Source organism: Actinomadura soli (genome assembly GCF_005889715.1).
Classification (GTDB): Bacteria; Actinomycetota; Actinomycetes; order Streptosporangiales; family Streptosporangiaceae; genus Spirillospora; species Spirillospora soli.
The window spans coordinates 1-14,706 of sequence record NZ_VCKW01000211.1; the positions used below are offsets into that span (position 1 = coordinate 1).

Genomic DNA, 14,706 nt, shown 5'->3' on the forward strand with positions numbered 1-14,706 from the left:
GACAGGCTCGAACGCGGCGGCCAGCGCGCCCGCGCGGGGCGCCAGCTCGTCGCAGTCCCGGCGCCGCGCCGCCCAGACCTCGTCCAGGAACCCCGGCGGCGCCGCGCCCTCGTTGAGCAGGTCGGCGGCGCGGCGCTCCAGCAGGTTCAGGGCGTGCAGGCCCAGCACGGGCCGCAGCTCCCCCGGCCCCGACTCGGCCGCGGCGGCGACGATCTCCAGGACGATCCGGTCGGCGCAGCCGGCGGCGGTCCGGGCCGCCAGGGTGAGGTTGGCGTTCCACGCGGCGAACGGGTCGGCGCCGCCGTCGCGGGCGGCGGTGACCCGGGCGGCGAGCCGGTCGCGCATCCGCCGCTCGGTGTCGCGGGCCAGGAACAGCCACACGCGCGGGGAGCGCAGGTCGCCGCCGTCGGGCGGGCCCGCGCCGGGGTCGGGCGGGGTGTAGCGGTCCAGGTCGGCCATCGCGCGGGCGGTGTCGTAGAGGATCAGCTCGTTGTCGCCGCCGGCGTTCATGTAGGCGTGCGCCAGGCCCCGGTAGGCGTTGAGGCGTTCGACGGCGGCGAACCCGGGCGCGCCGCTGTGCACCCGGCACGCCGACACCGTCTCCTGCGCCTGGACGGTCGCGGCGGCCTTCAGCAGCGCCAGGTCCCGGTCGACCGCCGACCACGGCGCCCACGCCGTCTCCGGCCCGCCCGCCGTGCCGCCGGGGGCGTCGGCGGCGGTGCGGGCGGTCTTGACGTGCTCGGCGACGGCGGTGAGCGCGTACCCGGCCGCCAGCGCGCCCAGCACCGCCTCCTGCTGGTTGCGGTAGTCGGTCAGCGGACGGCGCGGGGCCAGCCGCCCGAGGGTGGCGCGGCCCGCCGAATGCGCCAGCAGCGTCCCCGCCGACGCGCGGGTGATCGCGGCCGACGCGGAGATCACCGCCCGCCACACCGCCGGGGCGATGCCCATCGAGCGGGTCAGCCGCGCCGCCGGCGTCCCGGCCGGGTCGTGCAAGGACCCGTCGGCGCCGATGGACGCGCCGTCGCGCAGCCACGCCCCGTGCGGCACCGGCAGGTCGTCCAGCAGGACGGCGGCGTAGTCGACCTGCAGCCCGGTCGTCTCCGGCGCGTCCACGACCCGGACGCCCGGCGCGACCGCGCCGTCGGGCCCCCGCAGCGGCACGACGAACACGAACACGCCGCGCTCGGCGCCGCCGTGCACGAGGGTGGCGTAGACGGCGGCGGTCTTGGGGACGTGCGGGTGCGCGGTGCTGGTGGGGAACTTGGCGGCCTGCACGTCCGGGGTGCTCAGCACGAACCCGCCCGTCGCCGGGTCGTGGCGGGCGATGGTGCGCGGCGACAGGTGGCTGTTGCTGCGGCCCACCTCGGTCATCAGCAGCGTCCCGAAGGAGTCCATGGACGCGAGCGCGTCGCGCGCCTCCCGCAGTCCCGGGTCGGCTTCGCCGCTGAGCTGCCCGGCGCCGAACCGCAGGATCGGGCCGAGCGCCAGGGTGTAGTGCAGCAGCATCACGTGGAACAGGGCCGGGTCGGCGATGGCGGCGCGCTCCAGCAGCGCGCACAGTGCCGGCGGGTCGTCCAGCAGCTCGGCCGCGGGCGGCGCGGACAGGCCCGCCCGCCGCAGCCGCCGGTAGGTGAGCGCCTGGTGGTCGCGGGCGGTGAGCCCGCCGGGGTAGGTGAAGAACTCGTCGGGGACGGCCTCGGCGATCCGGGTCCGGGTCTTGGGGTCCAGGGACGTGCCGCGCACGAAGCCGAGCAGGCCCTCGTCGGGGACGGCGGCGGTGAGGGGTTCCACGGCGGTCGATCCTTTCCTCGGTCCGTTCGCAGGGGGGTGTCGCGGCGGTGTGGCAGGGGGTGCTCGGAAGGTGTCCGTCGGGAGGTGTCTGCGTGGAGCGGGATCGGTCGTGCCGTCAGGGGCGGGCGGTGGGATCGGCCTTGCCGCCGCGCCTGGCGCCTTCACCGGCGCCGCGGCCGCCGTCGTGGGGGCGCTCGCGCAGCGGTGTCAGGGTCCGCGCGCCGGGGATGGTCAGCCGCGTGCAGCGGCACAGCGCGTTCCCGGCGCCCGCCTCGGCGAACACGGTCGCGCCGGCCGCGTGGACGGCGCGCAGCGCCTGCGGCAGCCGCACGGGCTTGACGATGCAGTCGGCCAGCGCGCGGTGCAGGTCGTCGCCGTCGCGGTAGGCGCGGCCCCGGACCGGGGAGTGCACCGGCAGCTCCAGCGGGCGCTGCGGGTAGCGGCGGATCATGGTGTACCACTCGTCGTCGGCGCCGGCCATCGCGGGGTGGTGCGACAGGTAGGGGACGGCGAGCCGCACGGCCCGCACCCCCCGGCCGCGGGCGGTGTCCAGGACGCGTTCCAGGGCGCCGTCCGGCCCGGCGACGACGGTCGCCGACGGCGCGTTCACCGACGCGACCACGACCTGCGGCTCGGCGGCCGCCCGGATGGCGGCGCGGGCGCCGTCCTCGCCGTCCTCCAGCAGTCCCATGCCGCCGCCGCGGCCGCGGCGCGCGAGCACCCCGACGAGGCTGACGGCCATGCGGGCGCCGTCGGCGATCGCGAACGCGCCCGCGCCGACCAGCGCGGCGATCTCCCCGAAGCTCTGCCCGACCGCGTAGGCGGGCTGGACGCCGGCGGTGCGCAGCACCCGGTCGACGGCGACGGACGCGGCGTACCCGGCCAGCTGCGCGACGCCGGGCGTGCGCGCCGCCGCCCGGTACGCCGCGGGGTCCTCCAGCAGGATCGCGCGCAGCGACGGCCACCGGGTGCGCGGCAGGCCCTCCTGGACGGCGTCCAGCACGTCGGTGACGGCGCGCGCGGCGCCGCGTCCGGTCCGGGCGAGCGCCGGCAGGTCGGGGGCGCCCGCCGAGCCGGTGCCGGCGAACAGGAAGGCGCACGCGTCGTCGGGCTTGAGCTCCTCGGCCGGTTGGGGATCAGAGAACACCGGGGGTCTCCTTACCTCGAAGGAAGGCTCTCTTCTCTATTCGGATAACGGCCGCTTAACTCACAGTTATGGAACACAGACCCTGAAATGGGATTATTCACTCGTGGGATCGGTCTGGCAACCGTCAGTGGTGTGCGCACGTCACGCGCCCGCGGCGGCGGGGGGCGGGCCGGCGGCCCGGCAGGCCGGGCCGACCAGTGACCACCGGCGGTGACGCCGGTCGAGGGGAGCGAACGATGATCCGGTCCGAGCAGCAGCCGCACCATTACCGGACCCATTTCGGACGGCCTGACGACGGGAAAACGGGATGGTCGATATGGGGCACCGGCGCATATCTGCCCGACCGGCGGGTGGGCAGCGAGGAGGTGTCCCGCGCGCTGGGCCTGGACCCGTCCTGGATCGAGCGGCGCACCGGCATCCGGCACCGGCACGTCGCCGCGCCCGGGCAGGCCGCCTCCGACCTGGCCGCGGCCGCCGCCGGCCGCGCGCTGCGCGCGGCGGGCGTGGCCGCCGGCGACGTCGGCCTGATCGTGCTCGGCACCTCCACCCCCGACGAGCTCGGCCCGTCCACCGCCTGCCGCGTGCAGGCGCTGCTGGACGCGCCGCGCGCCGCCGCGTTCGACATCGCCGCCGCCTGCACCGGATTCGTCTACGGGCTGCAGGCCGCGGTCGGCTGGCTCGGCGCCCAGCGCGGCCCCGCGCCGTACGCGCTGGTCATCGGCGTGGAGGTGTACTCCCGCTTCCTCAACGGCACCGACCGGGCCACCGCCGCGCTGTTCGGGGACGGCGCCGCGGCCGCCGTGATCGGGCCCGCCGCCGCCCCGTACGGGATCGGCCCGGTCACGCTCGGGTCCGACGGCACCCGCGCCGGCGACGTGCTCATCCCCGCGGGCGGCAGCCGCTCCCCCGCCAGCCAGGCCACCGTGGGGGGGCTCGGCCACACCATCCACATGGACGCGCGGGCCGTCCGCGACTTCATCGGCGAGATCTTCCCGCGGCTGGTGGACGAGGCGTCCGAGGCCGCCGGGATCAAGCCCGCGGACCTGGCGCTGGTCGTCCCGCACCAGCCCAACCCGCGGCTGGTCGCCTCGCTGGCCGCCGCGGCCGGGCTGGAGGAGGCGCAGCTGGCGATCGCCGGGCACGACGTCGGCAACATCGGCGCCGCCAGCCTCCCCTACGCCCTGCACCGGGCCGTCCGGACGCGCCGGATCGCGCCCGGGGACCTGGTCCTGCTCGCCGGGTTCGGCGCCGGGGTCACCTGGGGGCACACCCTCATCACCTGGCCGCCGTCCCCCTGACCCTTTTCATGCCTTGCAAGTTATATGCGGAAGGAGTTATGTTCGGTGGTGTGAGCCGTGCGGGCGCGCCGCCCGCACGGCCGGGCAGGACCGCGACCGGGGAAGGCAGGGCGGCACATGAACACCGACGGCACCGCGGACGGCACGGACGGCACGGCCACCCACCGCGACGGGCGCACCCTGCTGCGGTTCGAACGCCGCCTGCGGCACCCGCCCGAGCGGGTCTGGCGGGCACTGACCGACCCCGCCGAGCTGTCGGCGTGGCTCGCCGACGCCGACCTGGAACCCGCCCCCGGCGGCACGTTCGAGCTGCGCTGGCTCAACGCCGCCGACCCCGCCGAGCAGGCCGTGGCGCGGGGCACCGTCACCGCGTTCGACCCGCCGCGGCTGCTGGAGCTGGACTCCGACCTGCACGGCCGGCTCCGCTGGGAGCTGTCCCCCGTACCCGGAGGGACGCATCTGGTGTTCACCAGCGATGTCCGGCTGCCGGGCGAGTACCTCGTCCAGACCATGGCGGGCTGGCACCTGCACCTGGACTACCTCGACGAGGCCCTCGGCGGCGCCCGCGTCGACTGGGCGAACTGGACCACCGGGCGCTGGCAGGTCCACCACGACCGCTACGCCGCCCGGCTCGGCGCGCTGGACGCCGTCCGCGGCCTGTACCGGGCGATCCTGGACGGCTGGAACGCCCGCGACGGCCGCGCGTTCGCCGCCCCGTTCCGCGACGACGGCGTCTCGGTCGGGTTCGACGGCAGCGTGCACACCGGCCGCGAGGAGATCGCCGCGCGGATGGAGGAGATCTTCACCGGCCATCCCACCGCCCGCTACGTCGCCGCGGTCCGCGACGTGCGGCTGGTCGGCCCCGGCGCCGCGGTGCTGCACGCCGTCGCCGGGATGGTCCCGCCCGGTAGCTCGGACGTCAACGCCGACGCCAACGCGGTGCAGACCGTCACCGCGGCGCAGCTCATGGGCGAATGGCGCGCGTCGCGCTCTTCCAGAACACCCCGGCCGCCTACCACGGGCGCCCGGACGACGCCGCCGCGCTGACCGCCGAACTGCGCGCCCTGGTCGCGCAGGAACCCCCGCCCTCGTGAACGACCCTATGGGCGACGTGTGACGGCGGACGACCCGGGCCGTGGCCGGGCCCGGGTCGTCCGCCGTCGTGGTGCGCGAGGTCGGCTGACGGCCGGCCCCGGAAGGTCAGTGCCCGAGCAGGCGGCGCGCCGACCGCAGTGCCCGGCGGGACTCGGCGCGACGGTCCCAGGCGACGGCGGCGAACACCACGGTGTCAGTGCAGGTCAGGGGCGGTGACGTCGCCGGGTGTGCGGGGGTGGCGGGCGCGGACGGCGTCGATGCAGACCTCGCGGGAGACCGGTCCGCCGAACCGCAGCCGGTCGTAGGCGGTGAACGGCGGCTCCAGGGCGTCCAGCTCGTCGACCAGGGCGTGCAGCCGCCGCGCCCACGCGGGCGTGCCCGCGTCCGGGCCGGCGGGCGCGGCGGTGGTCATGGCGGTGATCGCGGTGACGAGGGCGCCCTTGCGCTGGATCGTGCTCGGCGTCACCGTCCGCAGGCACACGTACTGGCCGCTGAGGTAGGCGGCCCATTCCTCCTGCCCGGCGGCGGGGTCGTCCCACTGAGCGACGAACCAGCCGTGCAGCGCGTCGACGCCGCCGGCCCGGCCGGCGAGGGCGAACAGGTCCGGCGGGACCATCTCGGTGCCGTCGGAGCGCAGGTAGGACGGCAGCGGGAGCCGCCCGTCCAGCATCATCCGGCGGACGCCGCCGGGGTCGCGGCCGGCGGCGCGGGCCACCGCCTCCAGGTCGGCGTACCAGGCGGTGGCGTAGGCGTCGTCGGCGGCCGACATCGGGTGGTCGCCGTTGACCTCGCGGAACCGCTCGGCCAGGCGCGCCTTCAGGGTCTTCGGGGCAGGGCCGTCGTCCATGCCGCCGACGCTAGCCCCGGGTCGTTTCGGCGGGCGCCGAAACATCGCCGCCGGGCGCGGGCCGGGGGTCACCAGGGGGACAGGACCAGCGCCTGGACGGCCAGCGCCGTCGCCGCCTGCGCCGCCAGCCACGCACGGGCCGGGGGCCGGTGCAGCGCCGCGGCGACGGTGACCCACGCGGCGAACGGCACCCAGATCCGCTCGACCTCGCCCCGGGTGACGCCGGAGGCGTCCAGGACGAGCACGCCCAGCAGCGCCGCCCCGGCCAGCGCCGCGACGGCGGCCGCCGGGCCCGCGGCGCGGGCGGCGGCCGCGTGGCGCAGGGCGCCCGCGGCGCGCGGCAGCGCGTGCGCGGCGGCGGGGCCGGTCAGCAGCCCCAGCACCGCCAGGTTCGCGGCGGCGAAGTAGGCGTAGGAGCGCTGCGCGGACCCGCGGCTGATCAGGTAGCTGTCCATCGTGGCGCGCACGCCGTCCGGCCACCAGAACCCCAGCCACGTGAACACCGCCGGTGCCACCGCCAGCCCCGCCGCGGCGGCGGCGATCGCGCCCGCGCGCGGACGGGTCAGCGCCAGCACCGCCAGCGGCACCGCGAACAGCGGCAGCAGCCCGTAGCTCAGGTAGGGCAGGCAGCCCAGCAGCACCCCGCCGCCCGCCGCCGCGCCGGCCGCCCGCGCGCCCCTCCGGCGGGCGGCGGCCGCGAGCAATGCTGTGCCCCACGCGCCCACGGCCAGGAAGAACGCGTCCATTGCGGTCGCGGTCCACAGCGCCAGCGGGGCCAGGACCAGGAACGGCACCGCCGCCCGCGCCGCCCGCTCACCGGCCACGGCCCGCACCGTCACCGCGATCGCGGCGGCCGCGGACGTGCCCGCCGCGACGACGAACGCCGCCGCCCAGCCGGTGCCGCCGAGCCCCGCCTCCTCCAGCGCCCACAGCACGAGCACCGGCAGCGGCGGATGCCCCCGCACGTGCGTGGTGTAGCCGCCGAGCCGCTCGGTGAAGGTGTCCAGCCAGGTCAGGGGGTCGGGCCGCAGCTGCGCCAGGCCCGCCGGGTACTCGGTCGGCGCGTCCAGGGGGCGGGCCAGCGCGTCCCAGCCGTCGGCGGCGGCGAGCGCGACCGTCCACGCCGCGGCGATCGCCCACGCGGCGGGAAGCAGGGCCCGCCACGGCAGCCGGGCCGCCAGTACCGGCAGTACCGCCACCGCGGCGGCGGCGGTCGCGGCGGCGGGCAGGAGCTGCCAGGTCAGCGGCCACGCGCGGGCCCGGGCGTGCAGCGGGGGCAGCGGGTCCTCGGTGGCCAGCCCGGCGCGGCGCAGGTACCAGCCGATCGCGAACGCCGCCGCGATCCCGGCGGCCCACACCGCGACGGCGGCGCGCCCCCGCCACGAGTCCCGGCCGCCGCGCGAGGTGGCGGTGGCGTGTTCGCGGGCGCCGGTGAGGGTCACGCCCGCCCCTCGCGCCGCGCCCGCCGGGCCGTGCGCACGCGGACCGCGACGGTCACCGCCGTCGCGACGGTGATCAGCGCCAGGACGATCGCGAGGTTGCGTCCGTAGGGCAGCGGCAGCCGGGACGGCTCGTCCGCGCGGCGCCCGTAACCGAGGACGAGCGGCAGCGCGACCGCGCACACGCAGCCCGCGGCGATCAGCCCGGCCCGCACGGCCTGGCGCGCCGGGGCGGGCAGCCGCCCGGTCGCCAGGCCCGCCGCCAGCACCAGCGGGACCAGCACGCCGTCGTGCAGGACCGCCGCGCCCGCGAACCACGCCAGCCACACCACCGCGTCGACGTTGGCGACGACGCCGCGCACGCCGATCGCGATCAGCGCCAGCCCCGCCCCGAACACGGCGATCTTCACCGGACCGCCTTTCCCCGGACCACCTATCTCTGGGCCGCGCTTCACAGGACCACCAGCCGGTGCACCCATTTGGTCTGCAGGACCCCGGGCCGGTTCGGCGCGATCAGGCGGCACGGGTGGCCGTGGTCGAGGTCGAGGGGGTCGCCGTTGAGGTCGAGGGCGAGGAGGGTGAGCGGGTCGTGCCAGTGCCCGGGGTCGAGGCGGGAGGTGCGGTAGAGCCCGAAGGTCTGCAGCGACTCGACCCGCACCCGCGCGGCGTCGTCGGCGCCGGCCAGGGCGAGCAGGTCCCGCAGCCGCACGCCCCGCCAGTCGGCGTCGGCGCTCCACCCCTCCACGCACGCGATCGGCAGGCGTGCCGAGTGCTGCGGCAGGGCGCGCAGGCCGTCCAGGGTCAGCACGACGTCGCGGCGGACCCGCCCGGTCACCGTCAGCCGCCACCCGGGGTCGCGGGCGGCGGCGCTCACCCCGGCGGCGGCCGCGGACTTGTTGACCGGCAGGCCCTGCGGCCCGGTGCCGGGGCGGCGCGGCGCGAGCACCGCCAGCCGCGCCAGCGGCGAGAACGCCTCCCCCACCGTGACGGCGGTGATCACGCCGCTCGCGCCGGCGACGGTGAGCAGGAACGCGCGGCGCCCGACGGCGTCCTGCGGGCGGGTCATCACCGTGCGCCGCACCTTCGGCCACTCGTCGGCGGCGTGGATCAGCACCGCGCCGATGACGATGTAGGCGGTCCAGTAGTGCGCGGTGGTGAACAGGAACGGGAACGCATACCAGTACGCGATGTTCAGCACCCCGGTCACGAACTGGAACAGCGCCGCGCCGACCAGGACGAACACCAGCAGCCGCCGCGCCCCGTGCGGCGCGGAGCGGACCGGCGGCCACTGCCACAGCTTCGGGTAGACCGTCCACAGCTTGGCCAGCAGCAGCGGCACGGTCGCCAGCCCGCCGATGACGTGGACGCCCTGGGTGACCCGGTACAGGTTCACCGGGCGCGACGGCCACCGCATCCAGCCGGGCGGGTGCTGCATGAAGTGGGAGATCAGCCCGGTCGCGAACGCCGACAGCAGGCTGACGCCCAGCGCCATGCCCAGCCACGCCGCGACCCGCTCGTCGTGCAGGCGGCTGGTGAAGCGCCCCGCCAGCCGCGAAGGCGCCGCGCGCAACGCGGCGAGCAGCACGGTCAGAGCCGTGGTCAGGGGCCTGGTCAGGGGCGGAGGGCGACGAACCATCGGCCAGCCTCCTCCCACACGTCGGTGACGGTCGCCGCGCACGCCGCGGCGAGCCCGGCGGCGGCGTCGGCCGACACGTGCGCCCAGGCGAACCACTCGCCGACGGCGCGGTCCGACCGCAGCCGCAGCGGCTCGACGCGGGAGGCGGCGCCGGGCGGGTCGACCTCCGCCAGGACCCGCCCGCCGGGCGCCGGCAGCGCCAGGACGCGGCGCAGCAGCGCGGCGGGGTCGCCGCCGATGCCGATGTTGCCGTCGGCGAGCAGGACGGTCCGCCAGCGCCCGGCGCCGGGGACGCGGCCGAACACGTCCCGGCACAGCGCCGGGCCGCCCGCCGCGACGGTCAGCGCGACCGCGGCGGGGGCCACGTCGATGCCCAGCACCGGGACGCCGCGCCGCGCCAGCGCCACGGTGAGGCGGCCGGGCCCGGACCCGACGTCCAGGGTGGCGCCTTCGCAGCGGTCCAGCAGCCCGCCGTCGCCGGGCCGGGCCGCGAGCCAGTCCTGGACGGGCAGCGGCCGGCGCCGCCCGTCGGCGTGCTCGATCTCGACGGGCCCGCGGCCCCGCAGCGCGTCCTCGTACAGTTCGCCGATCATGCCGGGACGGTCCTGACGCCGAGCTCCCGCACCGCCGCGGCGAACCGGGTCCCCGGGGCGGCGGTGGCGACGGCCGCGGCGTCGGCGGGGGTGTCGACGTCGGTGAGCTCGGGCAGCGCCGCGACGTCCAGCCCGGCGGCGCGCAGCCGCGCCAGCTGCGCCGCGCCGGTGCCGGGCCGCGACATCGGGACGCCGCGCAGCAGCGCGGGGTCGGGGCGCCGCAGCCCGAGCAGCCAGAACCCGCCGTCGCAGGCCGGTCCGAACACCGCGCCGCGCCGCCGCAGCGCCCGTCCGGCGCGGGCGAGCAGCGCGGGGGTGACCTGCGGGGTGTCCATCCCGATCAGCACCAGCGGGCGGCCGTCCCAGGCGTCGGTGAACGCGGCGGCCAGGCGCTCGTCCAGGCCGCCGCCGCGCTGCGCGGTGACGGTGAACCCGGCGGGCAGCCAGCGGCCGGGCGCGCCGTCCAGCGCGAGGGTGCGGCGCCCGGCGGGGGCGGCGGCGACGGCGGCGAGGGTGTCGCGCAGTGCCGCCTCGGCGAGCGCTGCGGCCTCGGCGGGCGTGTACGCGGGTGTCAGCCGGGTCTTGACGCGTCCGGGCACGGGCTCCTTGGCGATCACGATCAGATCGGCGTCCGCGTGCGGTGGGCCGGTCATGGTGAGACCTCCGCGAGGACGCGGCGCATGTCGCGGACGGCGCGGACGGTGCCGCCGAGCGTCCCGGTCACCTTCGAGGCGCCGGTGCGGGGGCGGTAGGCGACGTCGATCTCGCCGATCCGCCACCCGGCGCCGGCGGCGCGCAGCACCATCTCCAGCGGGTATCCGAACCGGCGGTCGGTGAGCCCGAGGTCGAGGAGCGCGTCGCGGCGGGCGGCGCGCATCGGCCCGAGGTCGCGCAGGCGGGTGCCCGCGCGGCGGTTCAGGGTCCGGGCCAGGACGGCGTTGCCGAGCCGGGCGTGCGGCGGCCACGCGCCCCGTCCCGCCGGACGCCGCCGCCCCAGCACCAGCCCAGGGACCGGCCCCGGCGGGTCGCCGGTCTGGAGGGCGTCGAGCGCGGCGGTCAGGCGCGGCAGCTCGGCCGGGTCCAGGGACGCGTCGGCGTCCATGACGCACACGACGTCGGTGCGGGCGGCCAGCAGCCCCTGGTGGCAGGCGGCGCCGAAGCCGCGGTCCGGCGCGTCGACGACGCGCGCGCCGTGGTCCGCGGCGACGCGCGCGGAGTCGTCGGTGGAGGCGTTGTCGACCACCAGCGGGCGGAACCCGCGGGGCATCCGGGACAGCACCCAGGGCAGCGCCTCGGCCTCGTTGAGGCACGGGAGAACCACATCGATCACAACCCTGACGTTACTCTCGGTGACGGCTAGGCGACCCTTACGAACTGGTGACGCGCCGCCGGGCGAACTCCTCCATCCCGTCGGCGAACGCGACCGCGGCGCAGAAGCCCAGCTCGCGGCGGGCCCGGTCGGGGCGGGCGACGATGTGGCGGACGTCGCCGAGCCGGTAACCGCCGGTGACGTGCGGCGCGGGCCCGCCGAACGCGGCCGACAGCGCGGCGGCCATGTCGCCGACGGTGCGGGGCTCGCCGCTGGCGATGTTGTAGGCACGCGTCCCGCCGCAGGAGGCATCGACCCCGCCGGGCCCGGTCGGCGGCGGCCCGGCGGCGGCGCGTTCCAGGGCCAGGACGTTGGCGCGGGCGACGTCGCGGACGTGGACGAAGTCGCGGCGCTGCCCGCCGTCCTCGAACACCAGCGGCGCCCGCCCGTCCTCCAGCCGCGACCGGAAGAGCGCCGCGACGCCCGCGTAGGGGGTGTCGCGCGGCATCCGCGGCCCGTACACGTTGTGGTAGCGCAGCGCCGTGACCGTCCCGCCGGTCGCCCGCGCCCACGACGCGGCCAGGTGCTCCTGGGCGAGCTTGGTGTCGGCGTAGACGTTGCGCGGGTCGGGCGGGGTGTCCTCACCGACGGCGGCGGGGTCCAAGGCGAGGCCGCAGGCGGGGCAGGCGGGCTCGAACCGTCCCGCGCGCAGCGCCTCCTCCGGGCGGGGCCCGGGCCGGACGGGCCCGTGCCGCCCGCAGGTGTAGGCGCCCTCCCCGTACACCACCATCGAGGACGCCAGCACCAGCACGCCCACGCCCGCGCGGGCCATCTCCGCCAGCAGCACGGCGGTGCCCTGCACGTTCGCGGAGGTGTAGGCGGGCAGGTCGGACACGTCCACGCCGAGGCCGACCTTGGCGGCCTGGTGGCAGACGGCGTCCACGCCGTCCAGCCGGCGCGCCACCGCGGCGGCGTCGCGGACGTCGGCGGCCGGGCCGCCGAGCGCGCCGGGGCGCAGGTCCAGCCCGCGGACGCGGTGCCCCGCGGCGGCCAGGGCCTCGCCGATGTGCGAGCCGATGAAACCGGCCGACCCGGTGAGCAGTACGTTCATGCGACGAACGTAGGGCGCGCCGGGCCCGGCCACGCGCGGGACGGCGCCCGTCAAGACGCCTTGTTCGAACCTTGTAAGAACTTCAGCGAAGGGCTCCGCCGGAGGCGGCTCCGCCGAGCGGTGTCAGCGTCCGGGGGCGCGGCGGTCCAGGAGCGGGGCGAGGAGCTCTGCGGCCTTGTCGGCGTCGGCCTCGGTGGTGGTGAGGTGGAACGAGCAGCGCAGCCGTCCCGCCCGCACCGAGGCGATCACCCCGCCGGCGCGGAGCGTCTCGGCGGCGCCGTCCGGGACGGCGACCGCCACGATCGCTGACTCCCCGCCGGGCCCGGCGGGCGGCAGGCCGAGCGCGGCGCGGAACCGGCGCGCCAGCGCCACGTCGTGGTCGCGGATCGCCTGGACGCCGACGCGGCCGAGGAGCTCCAGCGCGGGGGCGTGCCCGGCCCAGCACTGCCACGCCGGGGACAGGTCCAGGCGCCGCGCGCCTGCCGCGAGCCGCGCCGGGAGCCCGTACACCGAGTCCCAGATGTCGGCTCCGGCGTACCAGCCGGCGCTGATGGCGGGCAGCGCGTCCAGCGCCTCGGGGGTGCCGGTGAGGAAGCAGGTGCCGCGGGGGCCGAGCAGCCATTTGTAGCCGCCGCACACCAGCCAGTCGACTCGGCCGGCGGGCAGCGGCAGCCAGCCGGCGGCCTGGGTGGCGTCCAGCAGGATCCGGGCGCCGTGCGCGCGGGCGGCGCCGATCAGGTCGTCCAGGGGGGCGATGCGCCCGTCGGCGGACTGCACCGCCGACACCGCGACCAGGTCGTCGCCGGGCCGGACCTCCTCGGCGATCCGCTCCAGCGGGACGGACCTGACGGTCAGCCCGTCGCGCGCGGCGAACGGCCACAGCAGCGAGGTGAAGTCCCCGTCTGCGACCAGGACGCTCGCGCCGGGGGGCAGCGACGCGGCGACCAGCCCGACGAAGTAGGACACCTGCGGCCCGCACGCGACCCGCCCGGCGGGCACGCCGAGCAGGCCGGCGAACGCCTCCCGGGACCGGGTGACCGCCGCGTCCAGCGCCCCGGCCTCCATCAGCCCGGCGGCGCGGTCGCGCTCGGCGGCGAGCATCGCCTCGTGCGCCGCGCGCGGCGGCAGCCCGTAGGTGGCGGTGTTGAGGTAGGCGACCCCGGCGCCGAACTCGCGCTGCGCGTCCCGGATGGAAAGGCTCATGCACCGATGGTCGGCCACCACCCGCCCATAGCACAAAGTACGGTTCTCTTGGCCACCCATAAACGGCGTTGATATGTTGCGGGGATGCTGGACCTGCACCGGGGCCGGATCCTGCGCGAGGTGGCACGGCTCGGCTCGATGACCGCCGCCGCGCGGTCCCTCGCCTACACCCAGCCGGCGGTGTCGCACCACATCGCGCGGCTGGAGGCCGAGGTCGGCACGCCGCTGGTGGTGCGGCACGGCCGCGGTGTGCGGCTGACCGAGGCGGGCCGGGTCCTGGTCGAGCACGTCGAGGACGTCCTGGCCCGGATGGACGACGCCGAGGAGCGGATCGCCGCGATCGCGGGGCTGCGCGCGGGGCGGGTGCGGGTCGCGGCGTTCCCGACCGCGGCCGGGGCGCTGCTGCCCGACGCGCTGGCCGGGCTGCGGGCCCGCGCGCCGGGCGTGTCGGTCACGCTGGTGGACGCCGAGCCGCCGCAGGCCCTCGCGCTGCTGCGCGCGGGCGACACCGACGTCGCGGTCGTGTTCCGGCACGCGTTCCTGCCGCCCGACACCGATGCGCGCCTGCGCGAGGTGGCGCTGTGCGAGGACCCGCTGCGCCTGCTGGTCCCGGCCGCGCACCCGCTCGCGGCGGCCGCGGAGCCGCGGCTGGCGGACCTGGCGGGCGAGAGGTGGGCGTCGGGGTGCGCGCGGTGCCGCGACCACCTGCGGTGGGCGTGCGGGCAGGCGGGGTTCGTCCCCGACATCGCCTACACCACCGAGGACCACGTCGCGATCCAGCGGCTGGTCGCGCGGGGGCTGGCGGTCACCACGCTCCCGGCGCTGGCGCTCGGGCTGCACGCCGAGCCGGGCGTCGCGGCGCCCGGCGTGCCCGGCCTGGGCCGCCGCCGGATCACCGCGCTGGTCCCGGCCGGTCCGCGCCCGCCCGCGGTCGCGGCGCTGCTGGAGGAGCTGACCGCCGTCGCCGCCGCACGCCCCGGCCCATCGCACCCGCCCGGCGGGTCGGATCCAGGCCCGGCGGCGCAGGCCGGTGCCCCTGTCGCCACCGGACCGCAGGGACGGGCCCTGTAGCGCGACGGCCGCGAGCACCCGTCCGCCCGGTTCGGTGTCGGCGCGCCCGGCTTCGGCTCGGGCTCCCTACGGCCCCGCGCCGTGCGCGTTCGTCCACCGGCGCCGGGGCGGTACCGGCTCCAGCGTTACGGGCCCGTCTTCCCATCCGCGTCCGCCGGGGGCCGGG

General features: G+C 77.9%; 14 protein-coding genes. 3 read left to right on the top strand and 11 right to left on the bottom strand.

The window, feature by feature from the left end:
* Both ETD83_RS30915 and ETD83_RS30920 read right to left on the bottom strand, forming a co-directional pair.
* The coding region (locus tag ETD83_RS30915) for an acyl-CoA dehydrogenase family protein (protein ID WP_138648746.1) at positions 1-1,791 on the bottom strand (1,791 nt) is incomplete at its 3' end.
* A gap of 115 nt (positions 1,792-1,906) precedes the next feature.
* Positions 1,907-2,938: an ACP S-malonyltransferase gene (locus ETD83_RS30920; RefSeq protein WP_138648747.1), complete on the bottom strand. Its 1,032-nt coding sequence runs from the start codon at positions 2,936-2,938 to the stop codon at positions 1,907-1,909.
* Between the two features lie 236 nt (positions 2,939-3,174).
* On the opposite strand from ETD83_RS30920, the gene ETD83_RS30925 reads away from it, so the two are divergent.
* Positions 3,175-4,236 carry a 3-oxoacyl-ACP synthase III family protein gene (locus ETD83_RS30925; RefSeq protein ID WP_138648748.1) on the top strand — a complete coding sequence of 354 codons (1,062 nt, stop codon included), beginning with the start codon at positions 3,175-3,177 and terminating at the stop codon, positions 4,234-4,236.
* 117 nt (positions 4,237-4,353) lie between these two features.
* The gene (locus ETD83_RS43965) at positions 4,354-5,283 is read left to right on the top strand and encodes an SgcJ/EcaC family oxidoreductase (protein WP_205717981.1); all 930 of its coding nucleotides are present in this window, start codon (positions 4,354-4,356) and stop codon (positions 5,281-5,283) included.
* A 241-nt stretch (positions 5,284-5,524) separates the two neighbouring features.
* Here ETD83_RS43965 and ETD83_RS30935 read toward each other — a convergent pair whose 3' ends face one another.
* The 9 genes from ETD83_RS30935 to ETD83_RS30975 form a co-directional block, all read right to left on the bottom strand.
* A complete protein-coding gene (locus tag ETD83_RS30935; RefSeq protein ID WP_138648749.1) occupies positions 5,525-6,178 on the bottom strand; it encodes a DUF6058 family natural product biosynthesis protein in 654 nt (217 codons plus the stop codon).
* Positions 6,179-6,246: 68 nt separating this feature from the next.
* On the bottom strand, positions 6,247-7,620 hold the full coding sequence (locus ETD83_RS42905) for a hypothetical protein (RefSeq protein ID WP_171064529.1): 1,374 nt from the start codon (positions 7,618-7,620) through the stop codon (positions 6,247-6,249).
* Positions 7,617-8,027, bottom strand: coding sequence for a hypothetical protein (locus ETD83_RS30945; protein WP_138648750.1), 411 nt, complete (start codon positions 8,025-8,027; stop codon positions 7,617-7,619). The genes ETD83_RS42905 and ETD83_RS30945 overlap by 4 nt, the downstream gene beginning before the upstream one ends.
* A gap of 41 nt (positions 8,028-8,068) precedes the next feature.
* Positions 8,069-9,253, bottom strand: a complete 1,185-nt coding sequence (locus tag ETD83_RS30950) for a molybdopterin-dependent oxidoreductase (protein ID WP_138648751.1) — start codon at positions 9,251-9,253, stop codon at positions 8,069-8,071.
* On the bottom strand, positions 9,229-9,846 hold the full coding sequence (locus tag ETD83_RS30955; RefSeq protein WP_138648752.1) for a class I SAM-dependent methyltransferase: 618 nt from the start codon (positions 9,844-9,846) through the stop codon (positions 9,229-9,231). Before ETD83_RS30955 ends, ETD83_RS30950 begins: the two co-directional genes overlap by 25 nt.
* The gene (locus ETD83_RS30960; protein WP_138648753.1) at positions 9,843-10,499 is read right to left on the bottom strand and encodes a TIGR04282 family arsenosugar biosynthesis glycosyltransferase; all 657 of its coding nucleotides are present in this window, start codon (positions 10,497-10,499) and stop codon (positions 9,843-9,845) included. The genes ETD83_RS30955 and ETD83_RS30960 overlap by 4 nt, the downstream gene beginning before the upstream one ends.
* The gene (locus ETD83_RS30965) at positions 10,496-11,176 is read right to left on the bottom strand and encodes a glycosyltransferase family 2 protein (protein ID WP_205717982.1); all 681 of its coding nucleotides are present in this window, start codon (positions 11,174-11,176) and stop codon (positions 10,496-10,498) included. Before ETD83_RS30965 ends, ETD83_RS30960 begins: the two co-directional genes overlap by 4 nt.
* Positions 11,177-11,213: 37 nt before the next feature.
* Positions 11,214-12,266 (bottom strand): NAD-dependent epimerase/dehydratase family protein, encoded by a 1,053-nt coding sequence (locus tag ETD83_RS30970; RefSeq protein ID WP_138648754.1) that lies wholly within the window; start codon positions 12,264-12,266, stop codon positions 11,214-11,216.
* Positions 12,267-12,389: 123 nt separating this feature from the next.
* Positions 12,390-13,469, bottom strand: a complete 1,080-nt coding sequence (locus ETD83_RS30975) for an aminotransferase class V-fold PLP-dependent enzyme (protein ID WP_138648755.1) — start codon at positions 13,467-13,469, stop codon at positions 12,390-12,392.
* An 84-nt stretch (positions 13,470-13,553) separates the two neighbouring features.
* Between ETD83_RS30975 and ETD83_RS30980 the strand changes: the two genes are divergently transcribed.
* Entirely contained in the window at positions 13,554-14,540 is a 987-nt protein-coding gene (locus ETD83_RS30980) for a LysR family transcriptional regulator (protein ID WP_138648756.1), read from the top strand.
* Positions 14,541-14,706 lie beyond the last annotated feature (166 nt).

Coding starts and splice junctions, on each gene's coding strand:
- ETD83_RS30950 (WP_138648751.1), bottom strand. CDS start 9,253: ATGGTTCGTCGCCCTCCGCCCCTGACCAGGCCCCTGACCACGGCTCTG.
- ETD83_RS30935 (WP_138648749.1), bottom strand. CDS start 6,178: ATGGACGACGGCCCTGCCCCGAAGACCCTGAAGGCGCGCCTGGCCGAG.
- ETD83_RS30975 (WP_138648755.1), bottom strand. CDS start 13,469: ATGAGCCTTTCCATCCGGGACGCGCAGCGCGAGTTCGGCGCCGGGGTC.
- ETD83_RS30970 (WP_138648754.1), bottom strand. CDS start 12,266: ATGAACGTACTGCTCACCGGGTCGGCCGGTTTCATCGGCTCGCACATC.
- ETD83_RS30925 (WP_138648748.1), top strand. CDS start 3,175: ATGATCCGGTCCGAGCAGCAGCCGCACCATTACCGGACCCATTTCGGA.
- ETD83_RS30955 (WP_138648752.1), bottom strand. CDS start 9,846: ATGATCGGCGAACTGTACGAGGACGCGCTGCGGGGCCGCGGGCCCGTC.
- ETD83_RS30960 (WP_138648753.1), bottom strand. CDS start 10,499: ATGACCGGCCCACCGCACGCGGACGCCGATCTGATCGTGATCGCCAAG.
- ETD83_RS43965 (WP_205717981.1), top strand. CDS start 4,354: ATGAACACCGACGGCACCGCGGACGGCACGGACGGCACGGCCACCCAC.
- ETD83_RS30980 (WP_138648756.1), top strand. CDS start 13,554: ATGCTGGACCTGCACCGGGGCCGGATCCTGCGCGAGGTGGCACGGCTC.